General features: G+C 40.0%; 20 protein-coding genes. 10 read left to right on the top strand and 10 right to left on the bottom strand.

From position 1 onward, the window contains the following. Position 1: 1 nt before the first annotated feature. The 7 genes from AC1M9B_RS07640 to rplS all read left to right on the top strand — a co-directional run bounded on the left by AC1M9B_RS07640 (position 2) and on the right by rplS (position 6,915). Positions 2–3,673: a PilC/PilY family type IV pilus protein gene (locus AC1M9B_RS07640; protein WP_481608893.1), complete on the top strand. Its 3,672-nt coding sequence runs from the start codon at positions 2–4 to the stop codon at positions 3,671–3,673. Positions 3,674–3,682: 9 nt separating this feature from the next. After that, positions 3,683–4,180, top strand: coding sequence for a type IV pilin protein (locus AC1M9B_RS07635; protein ID WP_481608892.1), 498 nt, complete (start codon positions 3,683–3,685; stop codon positions 4,178–4,180). Then, complete coding sequence (locus AC1M9B_RS07630) at positions 4,164–4,628, top strand: type IV pilin protein (RefSeq protein ID WP_481608891.1); 465 nt, start codon at positions 4,164–4,166, stop codon at positions 4,626–4,628. The genes AC1M9B_RS07635 and AC1M9B_RS07630 overlap by 17 nt, the downstream gene beginning before the upstream one ends. A 144-nt stretch (positions 4,629–4,772) precedes the next feature. Next, positions 4,773–5,030, top strand: coding sequence for a 30S ribosomal protein S16 (rpsP, locus tag AC1M9B_RS07625; RefSeq protein ID WP_035264308.1), 258 nt, complete (start codon positions 4,773–4,775; stop codon positions 5,028–5,030). A gap of 18 nt (positions 5,031–5,048) precedes the next feature. After that, a complete protein-coding gene (gene rimM, locus AC1M9B_RS07620) occupies positions 5,049–5,597 on the top strand; it encodes a ribosome maturation factor RimM (protein WP_035264305.1) in 549 nt (182 codons plus the stop codon). Positions 5,598–5,623: 26 nt separating this feature from the next. Further along, positions 5,624–6,364 carry a tRNA (guanosine(37)-N1)-methyltransferase TrmD gene (trmD, locus tag AC1M9B_RS07615; protein WP_092766672.1) on the top strand — a complete coding sequence of 247 codons (741 nt, stop codon included), beginning with the start codon at positions 5,624–5,626 and terminating at the stop codon, positions 6,362–6,364. 179 nt (positions 6,365–6,543) lie between these two features. Next, positions 6,544–6,915, top strand: a complete 372-nt coding sequence (rplS, locus tag AC1M9B_RS07610; protein WP_004787066.1) for a 50S ribosomal protein L19 — start codon at positions 6,544–6,546, stop codon at positions 6,913–6,915. A gap of 61 nt (positions 6,916–6,976) precedes the next feature. Here the strand turns inward: rplS and AC1M9B_RS07605 are convergent, their stop codons facing one another. The 7 genes from AC1M9B_RS07605 to AC1M9B_RS07575 form a co-directional block, all read right to left on the bottom strand. Next, positions 6,977–7,957 carry a lipase family alpha/beta hydrolase gene (locus AC1M9B_RS07605; protein WP_481608890.1) on the bottom strand — a complete coding sequence of 327 codons (981 nt, stop codon included), beginning with the start codon at positions 7,955–7,957 and terminating at the stop codon, positions 6,977–6,979. A 142-nt stretch (positions 7,958–8,099) separates the two neighbouring features. Further along, a complete protein-coding gene (locus AC1M9B_RS07600) occupies positions 8,100–9,077 on the bottom strand; it encodes a lipase family alpha/beta hydrolase (protein ID WP_481608889.1) in 978 nt (325 codons plus the stop codon). Between the two features lie 228 nt (positions 9,078–9,305). Continuing rightward, positions 9,306–10,280 carry an esterase/lipase family protein gene (locus AC1M9B_RS07595; protein WP_035264290.1) on the bottom strand — a complete coding sequence of 325 codons (975 nt, stop codon included), beginning with the start codon at positions 10,278–10,280 and terminating at the stop codon, positions 9,306–9,308. 158 nt (positions 10,281–10,438) lie between these two features. Further along, positions 10,439–11,428 (bottom strand): lipase family alpha/beta hydrolase, encoded by a 990-nt coding sequence (locus AC1M9B_RS07590; protein WP_081403225.1) that lies wholly within the window; start codon positions 11,426–11,428, stop codon positions 10,439–10,441. 221 nt (positions 11,429–11,649) lie between these two features. After that, the gene (locus AC1M9B_RS07585) at positions 11,650–12,633 is read right to left on the bottom strand and encodes an esterase/lipase family protein (protein ID WP_092766675.1); all 984 of its coding nucleotides are present in this window, start codon (positions 12,631–12,633) and stop codon (positions 11,650–11,652) included. A gap of 283 nt (positions 12,634–12,916) precedes the next feature. Then, positions 12,917–13,903 carry an esterase/lipase family protein gene (locus AC1M9B_RS07580; protein WP_180028913.1) on the bottom strand — a complete coding sequence of 329 codons (987 nt, stop codon included), beginning with the start codon at positions 13,901–13,903 and terminating at the stop codon, positions 12,917–12,919. A gap of 37 nt (positions 13,904–13,940) precedes the next feature. Further along, positions 13,941–14,981, bottom strand: coding sequence for a lipase secretion chaperone (locus tag AC1M9B_RS07575; protein ID WP_481590088.1), 1,041 nt, complete (start codon positions 14,979–14,981; stop codon positions 13,941–13,943). Between the two features lie 146 nt (positions 14,982–15,127). Between AC1M9B_RS07575 and truB the strand changes: the two genes are divergently transcribed. The 3 genes from truB to AC1M9B_RS07560 all read left to right on the top strand — a co-directional run bounded on the left by truB (position 15,128) and on the right by AC1M9B_RS07560 (position 17,420). Continuing rightward, complete coding sequence (gene truB, locus AC1M9B_RS07570) at positions 15,128–16,033, top strand: tRNA pseudouridine(55) synthase TruB (protein WP_035264283.1); 906 nt, start codon at positions 15,128–15,130, stop codon at positions 16,031–16,033. A 12-nt stretch (positions 16,034–16,045) separates the two neighbouring features. Continuing rightward, positions 16,046–16,813 carry a sulfite exporter TauE/SafE family protein gene (locus AC1M9B_RS07565; RefSeq protein WP_092766679.1) on the top strand — a complete coding sequence of 256 codons (768 nt, stop codon included), beginning with the start codon at positions 16,046–16,048 and terminating at the stop codon, positions 16,811–16,813. A 148-nt stretch (positions 16,814–16,961) separates the two neighbouring features. Then, a complete protein-coding gene (locus tag AC1M9B_RS07560; protein WP_035264279.1) occupies positions 16,962–17,420 on the top strand; it encodes a hemerythrin domain-containing protein in 459 nt (152 codons plus the stop codon). Between the two features lie 37 nt (positions 17,421–17,457). Here AC1M9B_RS07560 and AC1M9B_RS07555 read toward each other — a convergent pair whose 3' ends face one another. The 3 genes from AC1M9B_RS07555 to serA all read right to left on the bottom strand — a co-directional run bounded on the left by AC1M9B_RS07555 (position 17,458) and on the right by serA (position 20,687). Continuing rightward, positions 17,458–18,336, bottom strand: coding sequence for an EamA family transporter (locus AC1M9B_RS07555; protein WP_481608888.1), 879 nt, complete (start codon positions 18,334–18,336; stop codon positions 17,458–17,460). A gap of 113 nt (positions 18,337–18,449) precedes the next feature. Then, on the bottom strand, positions 18,450–19,319 hold the full coding sequence (locus AC1M9B_RS07550) for an EamA family transporter (protein WP_035264275.1): 870 nt from the start codon (positions 19,317–19,319) through the stop codon (positions 18,450–18,452). 135 nt (positions 19,320–19,454) lie between these two features. Then, the gene (gene serA, locus AC1M9B_RS07545; protein WP_035264273.1) at positions 19,455–20,687 is read right to left on the bottom strand and encodes a phosphoglycerate dehydrogenase; all 1,233 of its coding nucleotides are present in this window, start codon (positions 20,685–20,687) and stop codon (positions 19,455–19,457) included. Between the last annotated feature and the right edge of the window lie 50 nt (positions 20,688–20,737).

Genomic DNA, 20,737 nt, shown 5'->3' with positions numbered 1-20,737 from the left:
TGTGAATAAAAAGATAAAGAATCATTTTACAAAAAAGATGATTGCGCAAAGTATTGCAGTCGTGATGGCATTGGGTGCGATCCCAATGCAAATGAACGCCAGTGATCTACAAATTTATCAAAATCCTGTAGCAAAAAATAATCCGATTATCATGTTGGCGATTGATAACTCGATGAGTATGAGTGCAGTAGATGCAACTTATAAAGGTCAAAGTGTTAGCCGTTTAAATGCCTTAAAAAACTCATTGGTAGATGCCTTAAATGCAAAGGACTTATCAGGAAATTATCGTATTCCAGATAATGTTTATATTGGGGTGTCGGTGTTTACGTCAACGGGTGAAATAGGGACAACAGAAGATTGGTTAAGCTATGGTGAAAATGCTCGTTCATCTAAAATCTTACTAGAAGCAAAACAACTTACACCTGCTCACCGTACGGATTTAATCAATAAAATTAATAGTATTGGAGCCGTAGGTAGTACGCCCACACCACTATTACTCTCAGAAACTTATGCGTATTTACTAGGAAATCGTACCTTTGGGGCTAACCTAAAAGGCATCGATTTACTTCCTTCATCTAAATATTCTAATTATAGCCGTGGTTTATCTGGAGCATCATTTGCGCCAGCGGACATTCGCAAAGCGGATGGTAGTTATAGAGCGCCACTCAACAAGTTGAATAACAGTGATGCCCAATGTAGTACGCAAGGTGTTTTTTTCTTAACAGATGGGGCGCCAGTTGGTTTGAGACCAAAGACGGTACTCCCTGTCATGCAAAATGCGTTGGCAGATGACAGCTTTACTTGTGAAGGCTCGCCCTTAAAAGATGTCTATTACAATTACGGTAATGCCAAAGGTGCCAGTGGTGCCGCGACCTTCAATGGCGAGTTTAAGGAAATGGCGACGCAGCCATATCGTTTTTATGAAGATGATATTGGTAATGCTGTGTCAGCCAATCAAACCACCTGGCAAAACCGTAGTTCATGGGCTTGTGTGGGTAAGATGGTTCAGCGTTTGGCAAATCAAACACAGATGACCAGCGATGCGAATCAGAAGCGTGTTTATACATCTACTGTAGGTTTTGGTCCCTTATTCCAAAAGCATCCACGAGAAACCTGTCGTGATTATGACAATGACGGTCTATACGATCATTGTACTTTTGATAGTAGCTATACAGGTTCTGGAAATGACATTTCCAATAGTATGAATGCTCAAGCATTAAAACAGTTGGGGAATGTGATTGGTAAAGGGGATACCTACGGGACTCGCCAAGAAATTGGGGGGTATACCCAAGCGACTTCTGGTGAAGATATTCAGAATGCATTGAATACCTTCTTGGTTGCCGTCTCTCACGGTAACTTTGAGGCTGCTAGTTTTGGTACTTATGTGGTGCCATTTGACCGTTTATCAACAAGTTCAGCATATCCTTATGTGTTCGCACCGCAGTTTCAACCACAGGTGAGCACAGCAAATTCGGTATTGGCTTCCACACATCAATTATGGTTAGGGAACTTAAAGAAATACAGTATTAACGCTCAAGCTGTGATGATTGATCGTGGGGGGAAAGAGGTACTTGATCGATCAGGTGCAATACGAACCAATACGCAGGATTTTTGGAACAATACTGGAATAGATGATGGTTTGAGTGCAATTCAAGGGGGCGTGTTCTCTCGGATTGCCACACCTTCACCACTAGCAGGTGTTACTGCTACAGACAAAATAAAAACGCGCCCTTTATTCACCAATGCAACGATTGCCACAACGGGTGATCAAGCAAAACGATTGGTAGGTTCTGAGAATGGACAACTGACGAAATTAACGACACAGAATGTGCTAGCCGCGACCTATATTGATTCAACCAAGTCGGGGTGGCGACAAAATGTATATCAACCCTATTTACTGTCGGCTTTGGGTTATCGACTTGATAAAAACTACTTAAGTAGCTTACCTGCTGGATACATTTGGAATGATCTAAATAAGGTTAAAGATCTTAAGGTGATGCAGCAAATGGGAGGCGTTGTTCACTCGGAACCACTATTGGTCACGCTCGAAGCAAAATATAACGCGGGGTCTGGTACCATTTTAGCGAATACCCGTAATGCGACTCATCGAAAAGATTATGTGGTATTTGGGACGATGCAAGGATTATTGCATGTTGTGGATCAAGAAACTGGTGAAGAGGCATTTAGTTTCTTAGCTCATGAAATGGTTCAAGATCCAAGTCGACGAGACGCGTTACTTGAACAGTCCAATACATTATTGTCATCTGCGCATCCTATTTATGGCATGGATGGATCATGGACTTCAGATGTTCAATATAAGATTGATCAGAACAACAATAAGTTTATTGCTGCGAAAGCCAACATTTATGGTGGTATGCGCATGGGTGGGCGTAGTTATTATGCCTTGGATATGAAAAATCCGAACCAACCTGAATTACTTTTCCATGTTGATCCAAGTTCTGGAACGATAAAGAGTAAATCAACATCAGTGAGTGGCACAAATCAATCAGATGCCTTAAAAGCTATGGGATATAGTTGGTCTAAACCTACCATTGCTAAAATTCGTTTTGACGGCAAAGTTAAAACGGTCATGATTGTGGGTGGTGGCTATGATATGGCCTATGAAACGGATGGTTATCAGCCTCAATCTGCATTAACTGGTCAACGAGCTAATCAAGGGGCGGGCGTCTATATTTTTGATGCTGAAACGGGCGAATTATTGTGGAATGCACGCTATGGCAACCAATCGAATCAAACCAGTGTTGATGTTAAGCATGCTGAGATGAAATATAGTGTGGTCAGTCAAATTAAAGCATTTGACCGTAATACGGATGGTTTGATCGATCACCTATATTTTGGTGATTTAGGTGGGCAAGTGTGGCGCGTCGATCTCAATAATCGTCTTGGAACGAATACAACCGCGTTTGGACGAGTGACACGTCTTGCTGATTTTAGTGCGTATCACCAACGTTTTTATGAAATGCCTGCTTTGACCATCCATGATCTGAATGGTGAGCGATTTGGTGCGGTGAGTATTGCGTCAGGAAATCGCAGCTTTCCATTAAATACCAGCAATATTTATGACAATCGAGTCTATGTGTTACATGATTATGACTTGGCACAACCGAATTTGTTTCAAGCGAATTTTGCTAAAACACAAAACCTTACCGAAGCTCATTTAACTGCATGGTCTAATTTATCAGGTACAACAGTGCCACATCTGATGAACCGTAATAAGCGTGGTTGGTTCTATGTGTTGCAACGAACAACGGCTAAAAACGAAACAGCGAATACTGGTACAGTTAAAGCATTAAATGGTTATATTGCGATCGCAAATAGTCCAAGTCATTCAGATTTATATGTGTCTTTATACAATCCAAATGATGCATCGTCACAACAACCGAACCAATGTACTGGGGGCATTAAAGGAGCAAGTCGTACCTTAAAGCTTTGCTTGCCGTATGGTGTTTGTGGAGATGCTGGATCAACGTCTAATCTTCAAAATAAAATTGTGGCAGAAATCTCAGACACTAAGTCTGATGGGATTAGTAAGCTAAACAGCGTACCTATTGTCCAGAATGGTAAAAAGAAAACGACTTTGCTGGGCGGTGGTTATACCAACTACATCACAACCAAAGTGCTGAAAGCTTATAACTGGTTTGAGCGTCAGTAGGTGGTTACCATGAATCAAAAAGGTTTTACGCTGATTGAGTTGATGGTTGTTGTAGTGATGATTGCCATATTGATGACAATCGCAGTGCCATCATACCAAAGTTATTTAAAACGTAATGCTGCTGCACAGGCTCAGCAAGAAGTATCCAAAATTATTGAACAACTTGAACGCTATAAAAGTCGCAGTTTTTCCTATCGAGGTTTTGATGCGAAGTATATTTACGATCAAGATACATCAATGACGAGTATTTCCCTGCCTGATGCGAAGAAACCAAAATATGTGATTAGTATTGCCGATATCAGTGAAAAAACACCTAAAACCTTATTAAGTTCAGATCAGGGCTTGGGACGGGCATGGGGGATTCGAGCTGTACCAACGCAGACAGGCTATGATGCGTTTTTGGCGACGAGTCAGGGTATTCGTTGTAAAACAGAATATTTGGTGAAAAATGACTTAAAAGAAGTCAATGCATATACAGGATGTGGTGCAAATGCAAAACAATGGTAATTCAGGATTTACTTTAGTAGAGATCATGATTGCAGTGGTCATCATTGGAATTTTAGCCATGATTGCCTATCCGTCCTACCAAGAATATGTTCGTAAAACTAAACGTGTCGAAGTAAAAACCACATTGGCAGATATTGCAGCTCGACTTCAGCACTATCAGGTTGCGAATTACAGTTATATTAAATCGGATGGCAAAGCAGTCACGTTGGCTGAATTGGGATTTCAGACCAATGCGCAAAATCGAGTTGAAGTTCCGTATTATGATCCTGTCTATACGGTTGGTATATCAGATGTAACCAACAACAGCTGGGTGTTGAGTGCAGTGCCTGTGAGTGGAAAATTGATGCAAACAGATGGTCACTTTGTCATAAATGAAGCCAATGAAAAATGTTGGGTGAAAGCAGCTTCTTGTACACCTTCTTCAAGTACAAACTGGGATGGAAAATAAATTTAAATTCAAAAATGTGGATAAATAATTTTTGAGCTTTCAATCGGATCAAAGTTCACGTAAAATACTGCCCTCTATGAAAGGGGTTTGAAATGTATCGATGGTCGGTGCAGGGATAATCCGTAAAAACTATAAGGTTCTATCATGGTTGTTATTCGTCTTGCACGCGGTGGTGCTAAAAAACGTCCGTTCTATCAAATCATCGTGACTGATAGCCGTAATGCACGTGACGGTCGTTTTATCGAACGTATCGGTTTCTTCAACCCTACAGCTCAAGGTAAAGCAGAAAAACTTCGTTTAGATGCTGATCGTTTCGCTCACTGGGTTGCTCAAGGTGCTCAACCTTCTGAACGTGTTGCTTCATTAGCTGCTCAAGCTAAAAAAGCTGCAGCTGCTGTTTAATACGGTAGAAGCTAGCCCATGACACCAACACAGAATGTTCCCGAAGATCGTATTCAGATTGGACAGCTACGTTCAGCTTATGGATTAAATGGGTGGCTCTGGGTCTATTCGAACACAGAACCTATGAGCAACATATTTGACTATCTGCCTTGGTACATCGAGACCAAAGCAGGTTGGCAAATTGTAGATGTGAAACGTTGGAAGCCACATGGTAAAGGCTTAGTTGTTTCGCTGAAAGGTGTGAGTGATCGTACTGCAGCAGACAATTTAGTTGGCGCAAATATCTGGATTTCTAAATCGCAACTGCCTCAACCAGGCGTGGACGAGTATTATTGGTCTGATCTAAAGGGTCTAACAGTGTTAGGTCTGGATGATGAAGAGCAAGAAGTTAATCTTGGTCAAATCCACGAGTTGTTTGAAACAGGTGCTAACGATGTGATGGTAGTTCGCGCAACTGCTGACAGTGTCGATGGCGAAGAGCGAATGATTCCATGGCATAAAGATGTGGTGCAACGCGTTGATCTCGAAACTGGTCGTATCTATGTCAATTGGGGCGTAGATTACTAATATTTTCGGAAATACGGGAGTCTGCGATGTTTTTTGCAGTCATTACGCTTTTTCCTGAAATGTTTGAAGCGATTACAAGTTTTGGTATTAGCGGTCGCGCAGCGAAACGCGATTTAATGCAAATTCATTGTATTAATCCTCGTGATTTTGCAACAGGGAACTACAAACGAGTGGATGAGCGTCCATTTGGTGGTGGTCCTGGTATGGTGATGATGGCTGAGCCATTGGCAAAAGCAATTCATCGTGCCAAAGAGCTTGCAACGCAAGCAGGTGCTGTTCATGTACCTGTGGTGTATATGTCGCCACAAGGTAAAACCTTAAATGAACCTTCAGTACAAGATTTCGTGCAATATGACGGATTAATTGTATTGTGTGGTCGTTATGAAGGTGTTGATGAGCGTTTGATCCAAAAATATGTTGATCAGGAATGGTCCATAGGGGATTACGTTTTATCTGGGGGAGAACTGCCTGCGATGGTTTTATTGGACAGTATTATTCGGAGACTTCCGGGTGCAATGTCTGATGAACAATCACACGTTCAAGACTCATTTGTAGATGGTTTACTCGACTGTCCGCAATATACAAAGCCTGATCATTTTGAAGGTTTGGATGTGCCTGAGGTACTAAAATCAGGTCATCATGCAAATATTGAAAAATGGCGTTTTTTGCAGCGCTATCAACGAACGCTTGAACGTCGACCTGAATTGGTTGAAAAAGTTGAGTTGACTAAGCAGCAAAAGAAATGGCTCAAAGATTCGCAAAAATAAATCTTTTAGATTTATTTAAGCAAATATGACCTCAAGCATATTGCTTGAAGTATTAAATAGGCTCTTTATGCATTGAAGCGGTCAAGCATAAAGGGAAAGTCAATCGGGTCTATGCGCCTTAGCCTCTAGCCCCAGTGGATATCAGACCTCTTCTGACCCACACATATTGGAGATACCCCATGAGCGGTAAGCATCCTTTAGTACAAGCTGTAGAAAATGCTCAGCTTAAACAAGACATCCCAGCTTTTGCACCAGGTGACACAGTAGTTGTCCAAGTAAAAGTAAAAGAAGGCGACCGTGAACGTTTACAAGCGTTCGAAGGCGTTGTAATCGCTAAGAAAAACCGTGGTTTGAACTCTGCGTTCACAGTACGTAAAATTTCTAGCGGTGTTGGTGTTGAGCGTGTTTTCCAAACTCATTCACCAATCGTAGCTAAAATCGAAGTTAAACGTCGTGGTGACGTTCGTCGTGCTAAACTTTATTACCTACGTGAACTTTCTGGTAAAGCTGCACGTATTCGTGAAAAGTTACCAGCTCGTAAACAAGGTTAATTTTAGCCTTGCTTCGAAGCAAAAAAATGCGCCTTTTGGCGCATTTTTTTATGATCAAAACTTACAAACCTTGAATCTTCAAACGATTGGCATGTTGTCTAAAGATTGATACTGGATCAGGCGCAAAGAAGCCTTTAAGCCCAAGTATTTGATTGACTTCATCAAAATGATTTAAGTTGTAATTATCACGAATTACTTTACCGTATTTAGCACTACAAATAGGCACGAGACCATCGTGATTGCGTTCATTAGGCATAATCGCTGTCCCTAAGACAACAATTGCGGTATCTAAAATATCGAGAACATTGGTCACCTTTGAAGAACCAATCCAAGAATAATGATATACGCCGTTAGCCGTTTGTGATGAACCGTTAGAATTACAGTCTTTTGGGATCGCAGCAGAAGGGAACTTTTGATTAAATTCTAAAGAACCTTTTACAGAAAGATCATACATGGATTGTTCGTAATTAACGCTAAGACTTGGATTACCTTCCATAATTGAAATTGCAGGTGCCAAAATATCACCAATAACTAATTTTGCTACACTATTAAGCACTTTACTATTTACGAAAGTATCTCCTAGGGGAGAGCCCTTAATACTGCCTGCAACAGCAGTTAGAGAAGCAACTTTCTTAGGAGCAATGGCTTCAACGTAACGTACAGTAGGTCCTCCATGACTATGGCCGATCAAATTGACCTTGTCTTTACCCGTAATAGCTAAAGCTGTTTCCACTTGTTGTAACAGTTGCTCACCACGAACCACAGTTGATTCGACAGGAGACATTTGAGCGACAAAAACACGTGCACCATTTCGTGCGAGGTCAGGGGTAATTTGATAGAACTGATCTAAACCGAAATGTTCTGTACCAATGCGGCTAAAACCTAATGCAAAGCCATGGGCCATTACAATAGGGTACTTAGTTTGCGCATAATTGGTATTTACGTATTTAGCTTCGACATCGATCAGGCCGGAAGCATATGTAAGTTGAGATAATCCTACGAGACTTAGCAGAAGTGCTGGGATCATTTTTTTTGTTTTCATTTTTTCTTCCTTAAAAAGACAATATTTATTGTCAAAAAATATTGTAAAGAAAAACTAAACAAAAATAAGATAAATCCGACTAAATGTTAATCATTATTAAACTGAAAGAAAGGGTGAAAAGCTCACCCTTTGTGTTTAAGTTTTATAGCCCTTGGAGTTTAAGTCGATTTGCATGCTGACGATAAACATCTACAGCGCTTGGTGCAAAAATGCTTTTTAAACCGAGTAGATGGTTAATTTCATCTAAATGATTCCATTTATAATTATCACGAATGACCTTGCCAAATCGAGCGGAGCAACGCCCTACAATTCCATCTCCATCTTTTTCAGCCAAAAGAGAAGAAGCTAACATGCCATAATCAGATGGATCTAAAGCGGTATTAAATGGAGAGTTACCCATAAATGAATAATAATGAGTATTGTTGACACGATAAGCCCCTTCACCACATTGGGTTGTAGGTACACCATTTGGAAAATTCTGACTAAATTTGAGAGATTCTTTCGTTCCTAAACTTTGTAGGGCTGCTTTAGCATCATAAGGAAAGACTTTTGGATCAAGACCAGATGCGAATGTAATCACTGGCGATACCAGATTGTCAAAAATCGCGCGAGCAGGTGCTTCTAAAATATTACCTACCAGAACACCTTCTAGTATATCAGCCATTCTTGCTCCTTGATTTCCAGAAGCAATTGTCGTAACAGATGCGACATGATCAGGTATAACACCTGCAATATACCGAACAGTCTGACCACCATGACTATGTCCGATTAAATTCACTTTTTGCTTGCCGGTAATGGCAAGTATCTCTTCAACTTGACTCAGTGCTTGTTCGCCTCGCACTTCACTTGAGTTCATCGTTGAAACACGTGTTTGCCAGATGTTTGCACCATGTCGAGCAAGATCAGGAGTGATCTGATAAAAGTAGTCAACACCGACCATACTACCAAAGCCAAATAAGCCATGGGCAAGCACAATAGGGTATTGGGTTTGTGCATAATTTGATTTAGGTGTTTTGACGGTATGGTTAACGGCTAGATCTTTAATTTGCGTTGAGGCTTGTGCAACAGTAAGAAAACATGAACCTATGCATAGGCTCATGACTATTTTTTTTAGTTTCATTTTCGATACTCATTCAGTGATTCGTTTATTTTTATGATTCAGGCGATATCCATCGCCATAATTTAAGATACTAAAATTGTGACTTAAGTCTATAAAAAAGAGATAAAGTGCAAATTTATTGATATAAATTGGATGGGTGACTCATTTATAGGATAGATATGTCATGCTAATGAGGGCTATTTAAACAGTCTGGACCCATCTAGAGATGAGTGCAGACAAAAAAATATATTAGAGACCTTGTTGTTTAAGGCGATTTGCATGTTGACGATACATCGAGACTGGATCTGGCGCAAAGACACTTTTTAAACCAAGCACTTGATTGACTTCATCTAGATGATTCCAATTGAGATCATCACGGATGGTTTTACCGAATTTCGCACTACAGCGTGAAACTAGACCATCATTCTCTTGACCACCATCAATTAATAAACTGGTAATTTTTAAAGCTGAGTCTACATCAAGTGGGTTTGTGACCGTTCCGATACCCGTAAAGGAATAGTTATATATTCCTTGTTCACGATATAAACCTTCAGAGCATGAGTTTTGAGGAACGCCTATAGGATATTTTTGATTAAATATTGCTGATCCTGCTAAGCTCAAACTATTGGCTCCCGCAAGTGAGTCATGAGGGAAGGATGCTGGATCAAGTCCCTGTGCCCAAATAATAGCTTTAGACAGTAGATTGACTACAGCCACAATAGGTGTTTCAAGGATTGGTGCTGTATCACGAATTTTTAATATAAAATCAGACACTGGTGAGCCTTGATGTGGCGCCCCAATCGCTGTCATTGATGCGACTAATTCAGGTCTTACACCTGCGACATATCGAATTGTGGGCCCGCCGTGAGAGTGACCGATTAGATTGACCTTAGGCGATCCAGTGAGTGCAATGACTTCTTCAACTTGATGTAAAAGTTGCTCACCCCGAATTTCTGATGAGTTAAATGGCGATACACGGGAAGCCCATACATTTGCACCGTTACGGGCGAGATCAGGTAAAATTTGATACCAATAATCTACACCGAGTGGATCAGTGCCAATACGGATAAAACCAGACATTCCGTGACTAAATACGATTGGATACTGGGTTTTTGCATAAGTAGTTTGAAATTTTGAAGTCACTTGTTCAGGTGCTGTAGCAGCGTAACTCGTGCCAATTAAACATGCGAAAGAGAGGCATGTCCCCAAAATAAATTTTCTCATCTCTATTCCTTAGATGGATTGAAATACTCGACAATTTCCGTTGTCACAATAAGAGTATAGCGAAGCAAAAGGAAAGAAAAGTGGATTTAAACTTTAGGGAACAATTTTTAAGATAAGCCTCCATAATTTCGTGATGAGCGTATGGAGGCTTGAGAAGATTATAGTCCTTGAAGTTTCAAACGATTTGCGTGTTGTCGATAAACCGATACTGGATCTGCTGCAAAAATGCTAGTCATCCCCATCATTTGATTGACCTCATCTAAATGATTCCAACGGTAATCATCCCGAATCGTTTGTCCGAAGCGAGCACTGCAAACTGGGACTAAACCATCATTTGCACCTTCCTTAGATACAATGAAAGATGCCGCTTGCATTGCATAATCCGATGGATCAAGGGCATTGGTAAACGGTGTATTACCAGTAAATGAATACATACGCATGCCATTGACTTGATATGCACCCTCACCACATTTTGTGGTTGGTACACCCGCAGGGAAACGTTCTGTAAATGCTAATGAGCCTGCTGTAGATAAACTTTTAGCCGAGGCAAGCGAATCATGTGGCAGGCTTTTCGCATTTAATCCTTGTGCCCAAACAATTGCTCCCGAGACAAAATTCATCGCTGTCGCAAGCACAGTATCAAGTCCTGTTCCTTCTGAACGCAAGATAAAGTCTGCCATAGGTGATCCTTTATTCACACCAGCGACAGTGGTCATGGATGCCACATGTTCAGGAATTGTTCCACCAATATAACGTATTGATGGTCCACCTTGACTATGCCCAATTAAGTTCACTTTTTGTGCACCAGTAATGGCTAAAATATCTTCAACTTGTTGAAGCAATTGCTCTCCACGAATTTCGTTGGAGTTGAATGGAGATACTCGTGTAGGCCAGACATTAGCACCATTACGCGCTAGATCTGGCAGGATTTGGTGCCAATAATCTAAACCAAAGCTCTCTGTACCAAGACGGACAAATCCTGTTAGTCCGTGTGCAAATACGATTGGGTATTTAGTTTTTGCGTAGGTATTGTATTTGCCAAGTGTCGAGGTTACAGGTTTCACTTCTAATGCAGAAGCATTAGATAATTGAGTCGTTAAGCAAGCTGCAGACGTAAGTAGGCACGCCATAATTTTGTTGTATTTCATCATCATCCTCAACTTTTTATTATCAAACCCTAATCCTAGAGTTAAATTGATTATAGTGATGTAAATCACATTTTAAATATCGAATAGATGAATGGTAAATTTTTAAGGTTAAAAAAGAGAGGTAGATTTGATCAATGAACTATCTTGATGAAGATTTGAATCTGCTTTCAAATCCAGCCTAATGAATTTGAAAGCAATTACTCAATTAAAGAGCTAGAGATTTAAAGTCCTTGTAATTTAAGGCGGTTGGCGTGCTGTCTATAAACTGCAACTGGGTCAGGAGCAAAAAATCCTTTAATTCCGAACAGCAAGTTCACCTCATCTAAATGATTCCACGGAAAGTCATCACGAATAGTTTTACCAAAATGGGCACTACAAACTGGAACGATGCCATCATTTTTTCCTGCTTTATGAACCGACAAACGGTCAAGTAGAACCATGACAGGGTCACCTAGATCCAAGGCATTCGTAAAAGGCTTGTTTCCTGTCATTGAATATAAATGAATTCCTTTTTCTTGATAAGCACCTTCGCCACAGTGGGTTAATGGTAAACCGAGAGGGAATTTTTGATTAAACAAGGCAGTTCCTTCAACAGATGTACTCACACCAGCGGCCATCGCATCATGTGGGAACGTATCAGCAGGAAGACCTTGCGCCCACATAATGACTTTACCAAAAGTGCTGATGAGAACATTCAGTAGCTCTGATGTTCCTGTTTTATCTGCGATTTTTAATACATCTGACGCGATGATTGTACCTTTGTTGGCACCGGCTACAGTCATCACCGATGCAACATGTTCAGGCATTACACCTGCGGCATAACGAACAGAGTTTGCACCATGACTATGACCAATCAGATTGAGTTTGTCAGCACCAGTAATCGCCATGACTTCTTCAAGTTGTTGAACATATTGTTCACCTCGGACTTCAGAAGAATTGAAAGGAGACATTCTAGCCGCCCATGTGTTTGCACCGTTTCTCGCTAGATCAGGTAAAATTTGATACCAGTAATCCATGCCTAGACTTTCAGTGCCCAAACGTATAAATCCAACCATTCCATGAGCGAATACAATAGGATATTTCGTTTTGGCATAGTCAGATTTGACACTTGAGACTTTGATCTGTTGAGCTTGAGTAGCATAAGTTGTCGTAGATGTTAGACATAGCGCTGTCACCAGCGAGCCTAGAATGTGTTTTATTTTCATTATTATTCCTAGTTTTTTAGTGAATCTATGATGTTCTTCCAGATGAACATACAGAAGACCTTAAAAGATGTTATTGAATGCAACAAGATACAAAAAATGCCAATTTAGCTTGCCGAATTAACATATAAAAAGCAAAAAAGAATCAAAAGTTGAAATAATTAAAGGATTTAATCATTAGCAAATGTGTTCAAAAAGCATTATTTAAATTTTGTCGAGAGTCGCTGATGGTCGGAAAAGCTATTCTGATGAATAGCTTTCCATTTAACTGCGCTATTTTGTGCGTCTAGAGTCCTGTCAGTTTCAAACGATTGGCATGCTGGCGATAAAGTGAAATAGGATCTGGGGCAAATAAACCTTTGAGACCGAACATCATATTAGCTAAATCGGTATGATTTAGTTTGTAATCATCACGAATCACACGTCCAATATGCGTGCTACAGCGCCCAACCATGCCATCATTATCTTTATTGCCATACGCTAAAGGCCCTAGCTGCATTAAAATGGTATCGATATCTAAGAGGTTGGTGGTTTGTGCAACACCAGTCCAAGAATAATAAAAGATTCCGTTGTCTATTGGGTTGCCTAAACGAGTACAACTTGACGCGAGAGCTTTTGTTGGAAAACGTTCATTAAATGCAGCAGAGCCTGTTTCAGTTAATGATTTCATCGAAGCATCAAAGCTGATCGGCATATCAGGACGACCTTGTGCATAAGCAATTAATGGGGGAATGATGTAATCCCCTAAAATATTAAATATTGTTCGAGTTGCTTCATTATTTTGAATTTTATCTGCGACCATAGAACCTCTGAAAGTCCCTCCTACACCAGTAACAGACGCAACATAGTCGGGTTTTACTGCTGCAACATAACGCACAGTCGGTCCGCCGTGCGAATGACCAATCAGATTGACCTTTTTCTGCCCAGTGATCGCAATGACTTCTTCAACCTGAGAAATTAATTGTTCTCCTCGAAATTCAGTCGTATGAGCAGGTGAGAGTTGTGCTGCAAAAACGCGTGCACCATGGCGCGATAGATCAGGTAAGATTTGATACCAATAGTCAATATTGAATGTTTCATTGCCTATGCGAGACCAGCCTAACCAACCGTGTGTCATCACAATAGGATATTTGGTTTTTGCATAACTACCGATCTTTGTCTCATTTACTTCGAGTAATCCCGGACCTGCGTGGGCAGTGAATGAGCTTGATAAGCATAGCGTTGTGACGAATGCTAACGTCGTAGGTATCAATTTAAGTTTTAAGTTTTTCATCGTTCTTCCCTGTGAATGAATGTGTTCCTTGAAAAGATTAATCGGCAAAAGGAAGTTGACCGCCTTGATCATGAACTTGCTCGAATGTTTCTACCCGAAGTTGCTCTTGTGAATTATTAAAATGTTGAGAACGGAGGCGTTGTACAGCTTCCTGCTTTGCACTAGGGCTCATATTACTTTTTACAATGCTGTCACGTTCAGATAAATATTGATTGACCTTGCTTTTCCAATTTGAGCGCTGTCCATCAAGATTTTCTAGACGTTGTGTTGCTTCAGGACCCACTAAGCTGAGACGCATTTGACGAATTTCTTCTGCGCTACCACCACGTGCTTTAATTTCTGCAGTTAATTGACGAAGATCTTCGAGTTGAGAAAGTTGTTTTAAATTTTCTTTCCAATCTTCAGGTAGATCATTGAACAGTTCTTTTAATTTATCGGCTTTTTGTTTTTCAGATAAATTTTTATCTTCCATGACACTCATGCGAGCCAAGGTATAATCATGATATTCATCTTCGATACCAAATAAACCTTCAATTTCATAGTCTGAAAAAAATTGTTTACGTAATGATTTCATCTGATTAAAAATAGCTTTGTAATACTGCGCACTTTCTTTGTCATGGTTTGGTGGTGTTAGGTCACCCATTTTTTCACGATATTGAACATAGCGTGACCATAAATCTGTCAGTTGACCTAGTAATGGTTCTTGATAGGTGCTTTGAGCAAATTTAATAAAATCAGCCTTGATTTGCGGAATCTCTTTTTCGCCGTATTGGGTAATAAAAAACTCAAAACAGTTCTTAGTATTTTCATTCACAATCAAACGGTTGGCGTTATCGGTTTGGATTTGACAATTGATTTGAATATCTTGCTGACTTTTACTTGCAAAGCTAGAACCATTCACGGTTGTACTTTGTTGTAGCGCCATATTTTCTGATTGAATTTCGGCATCTTGTGCTGCTCGTTGTGAGTTTTCAGCAGATTCAGCTGAGTCAGGTTTCAACCATTGAAAGAGAAGGAATAAAACGATCAGACACGCCACAATCAGCAGTGTAATTTTCAATTTAGCTTTTGAATTCATTTCACATCCTATGAAATCATTTAGTTATTATTAATGGTGTAGAATAATTTGCCACAAATGTCACATTTTATGCATAAAAATTTAATCAATATTCGATAAATGGATTTGATAAAATAGCAGTATTTTACTGATCTGAATATTATCTAATGTCTGCTAAATCTCCAAAAATTACTCGACGTCATATAAGTGGTGTATTTCTACTCAACAAACCTTTGGGGATTAGCTCAAATGCAGCATTGCAAAAAGTGCGTTGGCTCTATCGTGCTGAAAAAGGTGGTCATACTGGCGCTTTAGATCCATTAGCATCAGGCTTACTCCCGATTTGCTTAGGTGAAGCGACCAAGTTTTCACACTTTTTACTGGAATCTACTAAACGTTATCAAACGACGATTCAATTGGGAAATAGTACAACTACAGGTGATGTCGAGGGTGAAGTTTTGCTCGAGGCACAACCGATTGAACTTAACGAAGATAAAATTCAAAGCGTGATTCAGCAATTCGTTGGAGACATTCAACAAGTTCCTCCAATGTATTCTGCTTTAAAGAAAGAAGGTCGTCCTTTGTATGAGCTGGCGCGTAAAGGAATTGAAATCGAACGTGAGGCTCGTCCAATTCATATTTTCGCGATTGAACTGATGTCTTTCACTCAAGATTCAATTACTTTGGATGTGACATGCTCAAAAGGAACGTATATCCGAGTATTGGGAGAGGATATTGCTCAAGCTTTAGGAAGTTATGGGCACTTAACATATTTACATCGTATTCAAACTGGACATTTTGGTATTGTGCCAGAGTACACCATTGAATACTTAGAAAGTCTAACTGAACAACAACGTGAAGCATTGTTGTTACCTGCTTATGCGCCTGTGGATCATTTTCCAAAAGTTCAAGTACCAGAAGGTCGTGCAGAATATTTTTGTCGTGGGATGGAAAGCAATATTGATCATCCTGCCGAATCTCAAGTCCTCGTTTTTGACGAAAAAAAGTGTTTAGGTTTAGCTGAAATTACTGATAAAAAACGTCTAGTTCCTAAACGTGTATTAAATTTATAAGCGAACTTAATTATGGAATTAGACATCATCCTCAGCCTGATTTTTTTTGCATTTTGCGCAGGCGCAATTGATGCAGCAGTCGGTGGTGGTGGTCTCATTCAGATTCCAGCATTGATGAGTGCTTTTCCTCATATGGCGCCAGCAACATTATTTGGCACCAATAAGCTAGCTGCGGTTGTTGGAACAGCAACATCTGCGTGGACTTTCGCTAAAAAAGTTAAGTTTGAATGGAAGTTATTACTGGTGGTGGCGATATGTGCTGCCATCAGTTCTTTTGCGGGAGCTGCCAGTGTTTCCATGATTCCGAAATCAATCTTGCAGCCCTTTGTCTTGGTGATGCTGATTGTGATGGCAATTTACACATTGTCAAAGAAGGAGTTTGGACAGGTTCATATTGCACAAACGGTAAACACTAAAATTCTGATCTTGGCTGGAATAGGAAGTTTGGCGATTGGGTTTTATGACGGATTATTCGGTCCGGGAACAGGAAGTTTTTTTATTTTTTATTTTATTCGATATTTACAAGTCGATTTTTTGCATGCAGCAGCTTTGGCCAAGATTGGTAATGTGATGACCAATTTAGCCGCTCTTACATTCTTTATTCCTGCAGGCCACATTTTATTTGCAGTAGGTGCCATGATGGCTGTCGCTAACATGATCGGCTCGATTGTCGGGGTGAAGTTGGCGCTTAAATACGGTAGCGGTTTTATTCGTATTCTGTTTTTAATTCTAGTATCTATTTTAATTGTTCGATTAAGTTATCAGATGTTCTTAATGTAAACCATTCTCAACATTAAACTTTTTTATACAAATCGCTTCTTAAACCTATCTCGAAGTTATCGCCTAAGCTCTTATAGTAAGTTGAGTGTTTTGAAGATCATTCAAGTTTTTCTTTTTTCAAATCATATTTATAAGACAGGATAACAAGATGAATATTTTTGAAGCTTTACGTGAAAGTCATGATGTTCAACGTGAACTTGCTGAGAAGCTGGTTCAAACTTCAGGGGACACGCCAGAACGCCGAACATTATTTGAGCAGCTAAAAAATGAATTGTTTGCTCATGCAGTGGCAGAAGACCGATACTTCTATATTCCACTGATGATGACCGATTCAGGTTTGAATATTACGCGTCATGCATTAGCTGAACATCATGAAATGGACGAATTACTTGAGCAACTCACCGAAACTGAATTCAGTAATCCAGGATGGTTAGCCATCGCGAAAAAATTGTCAGAAACCGTGCATCATCATCTTGAAGAAGAAGAGCATGGCTTTTTTCAGCAAGCAGGAAAAATTCTAGAGGATAAACAAAAGGAGAGTTTGGCTAAAAAATATCAAACTGAATATAAGAAATATAAGAAATTAGATAAAGACAGCTTGGTTTAACCCCATGATAAAAAAAGATGGCATGTGCCATCTTTTTTTATGTTTCTATGCCATGTGATTTCATTCTAGCAGCGCGATAAGTAACACCAATTGATGCAATCATAATACAACCCAAAGCAACGGCTTGTAATAAGGTAATGTGTTCATTCAACAGTAACCAACCTGTCAATGCACCTAATGCTGGTGACAAACTTGATAGCGTTCCATAAGACATTTTACTTAAATTCTTTAATGCCAATAAATCCAATGCATAGGGAATAGCAGTAGCCAAAAGCGCAATGACGATGGCTTGTGGCCAATATTCAAATTGAACTAATGCGTATGCATTATGAACCATACTGATTGGTAATAATGTCAACGCTGAGAGGACGATTGCAATGCTGAGAGCATGCATGCCGATATTCTGCCGAACGACTTTCTGTCCAAAATAAATATAGAATGCCCAACAAATGCCTGCACCAATGGCCATAGCAGCACCAAGATATGAAAAGTTAGTCGCATTGGCATCTTGCCAAGGCACCATCAGTGCTACACCGAAAATTGCCAGGATGACCCAAATGTAATCACTTCGTTGTTGAATTGATAGTAAAGCCAAGGTGAGTGGTCCTAAGAACTCAAGTCCTACTGCAATCCCTTGCGGTAGTTTTCCTAATGATGCATAAAACAAGACATTCATCAAAGCGACTGAACCACTATAAAAGAGAAGATCTTTCCATTTTAAGTAAGGAAGGCGACGAAGAATTTTCCATGAACGGAACATCAATACAACCATAATTGATGCAAAGCATAGACGTAAAGTGACCACAGTAAATGGATCTAAAACTTCAAAAAGCTGCTTTGCGAAGGATGCACTAATTTGATAGGCGATCATGGATAAGACCATGAACAGCACGGCAGTGAGTTGGGCATTTGGCATTGGGAAAACGAAGCCGAATTAAAAAGAGTGAGACTGCTCAAATTTTAACATTATTATGATGACCACAGTGCTTCAATCCATCATGGAAAATGTAGTTTAAATTAAGTATGAGATCATTCTTGTTTGGCGTGTTGAGTGGTATAGGTGCAGCCAATTGAGGCACAAATGATGGTAAACAATGCTAGCCATTGATTCCATAACAATTGCTCACCCAAAAATACAAACCCAGATAATGCGGCAACAGCTGGTTCAATACTCATCAGGGTACCGAAACTTAATGCTGTTAGATTTCGTAGTGCAATCATTTCTAAAGTAAAGGGTAAAGCACTGGCGAGTATCGCTAAAGTGATGAATAACATTAGATGATTAATTTCAAATACGCTTGCTGGCAAGCCGATACTGAGGGCGATCGGCATGAGAATGATACTTCCAACAAACATGCCTAAACATACGGTGTGATTACCTGAAACTCCCGAAGGCCGCTGACCAGCAATAATATAAAGTGCCCAACATGCGCCAGCTGCCAACGCAAAAAATACACCAAGTAAATCCAAAGGTTGTTTGGCTTGGTCAAAGGGAAATAAAAGGATCAGTCCAATAATGGCCAAACTAACCCAAATAAAATCAAACTTTTGACGCGCATAATATAAAGCCACACTGAGTGGACCAATAAATTCAAATGAAACTGCTAAACCGAGCGGAAGACGATCAATAGCAAGATAGAACAACATGTTCATGCCAGCTAAAGCGACACCATAACTGACAATGGCTGTCCATTTAATTTGTTTGAATTGAATTTTCCAAACTTGAAAAATAAGCGCCAAAATCACAGCACTAAATGTCAGACGTAGAGCTGACACAGTAATGATCGGGAATTGTTCAAATAAAACTTTTGCTAATGAACCACTACTTTGTAGACTGATCATGGCGATCAATAACAAACCGAGTGCTTGTAACTGCGGGTTTATTTTTAACAAAGACATGGTTTTAAACGTATGGTGGTTAGATTAGAAAGGGATATCTTTCATCTAAGTTGGCGGAGCCTACGTCAACTCAGATGAAACACCATAAAAAAACCACAGCTCGAAAAAGCTGTGGTTTTCCAAACGTATTAGAGATTAGAACAATACGCGAGCGCGGATTGTACCTTCTACGTTATGAAGTGTATCAAGTGCTTCAGCAGAAGCTGTAGCATCAACGTCCATGACTAAATAACCCACATCACCTTTGGTCATAAGAGACTGACCTGAGATGTTAATGCCGTGTTCAGCAAACAGGTTGTTAATTTTAGACAACACGCCTGGAATGTTTTTGTGAATGTGAAGTAAACGGTGTTTACCTTCAGTCAATGGAAGCGCAATTTCAGGGAAGTTAACTGCTGACAATGTCATACCTTTGTCAGAGTAAGCAACGAATTTCTCTGCAACTTCTAGACCGATGTTTGCTTGAGCTTCCATCGTAGAACCACCCACGTGCGGTGTTAAAATCACGTTCGGGATATTACGTAGTGGAGAGATAAACTCTTCACCGTTCGCTTTAGGCTCTTTCGGGAATACGTCAACAGCAGCACCAGCCAAATGACCTGATTTCAGAGCATCAGCTAAATCTTCAATTACTACACATGTACCACGTGCAGCATTGATGAAGATTGAACCTTGTTTCATCTGAGCAAATTGCTCTTTGGTCATGAAATTACGTGTAGAAGGAACATCTGGCACGTGTAGTGATACAACATCAGCATTTGCAAGAAGTTCGCCCATTGAGCCAACTTGGCGAGCATTACCTAAAGGTAATTTTGTTACTGTATCAAAGTAAATCACTTTCATACCCATGCTTTCAGCAAGTACAGAAAGTTGTGAACCAATTGAACCGTAACCCACAATACCTAAAGTTTTACCACGTGTTTCAAATGAACCTACTGCAGATTTGTTCCAACCACCTGCATGTGTATCTGTAGATTTTTCAGGTACACGACGAAGGAGAAGAATAGCTTCAGCTAATACAAGTTCAGCAACAGAACGAGTATTTGAGTATGGTGCGTTGAACACTGGAATACCACGGCTCATCGCAGCATTCAAGTTCACTTGGTTTGTACCAATACAGAAACAACCGACCGCGATCAATTTATTCGCAGCTTCAAAAACTTCTTCAGTTAATTGTGTGCGCGAACGAATACCGATGAAGTGAGCATCTTTAATCGCTTCTTTCAGCGCTTCACCTTCAAGCGCAGTTTTACGATAGTCGATGTTGGTGTATCCAGCAGCATTCAAAGTGTCGATTGCGTTTTGGTGAACGCCTTCTAACAATAGGAAACGAATTTTATCTTTAGGCAAAGAGAGATGTTGGCTCATTACGGCTCCGCTACAAAGGCCAAATTTAGTGGCAGTATGATAGCATACGT

This window comes from Acinetobacter sp. ANC_7513, assembly GCF_056779915.1.
This window is presented reverse-complemented; position numbering and strand designations above follow the sequence as displayed.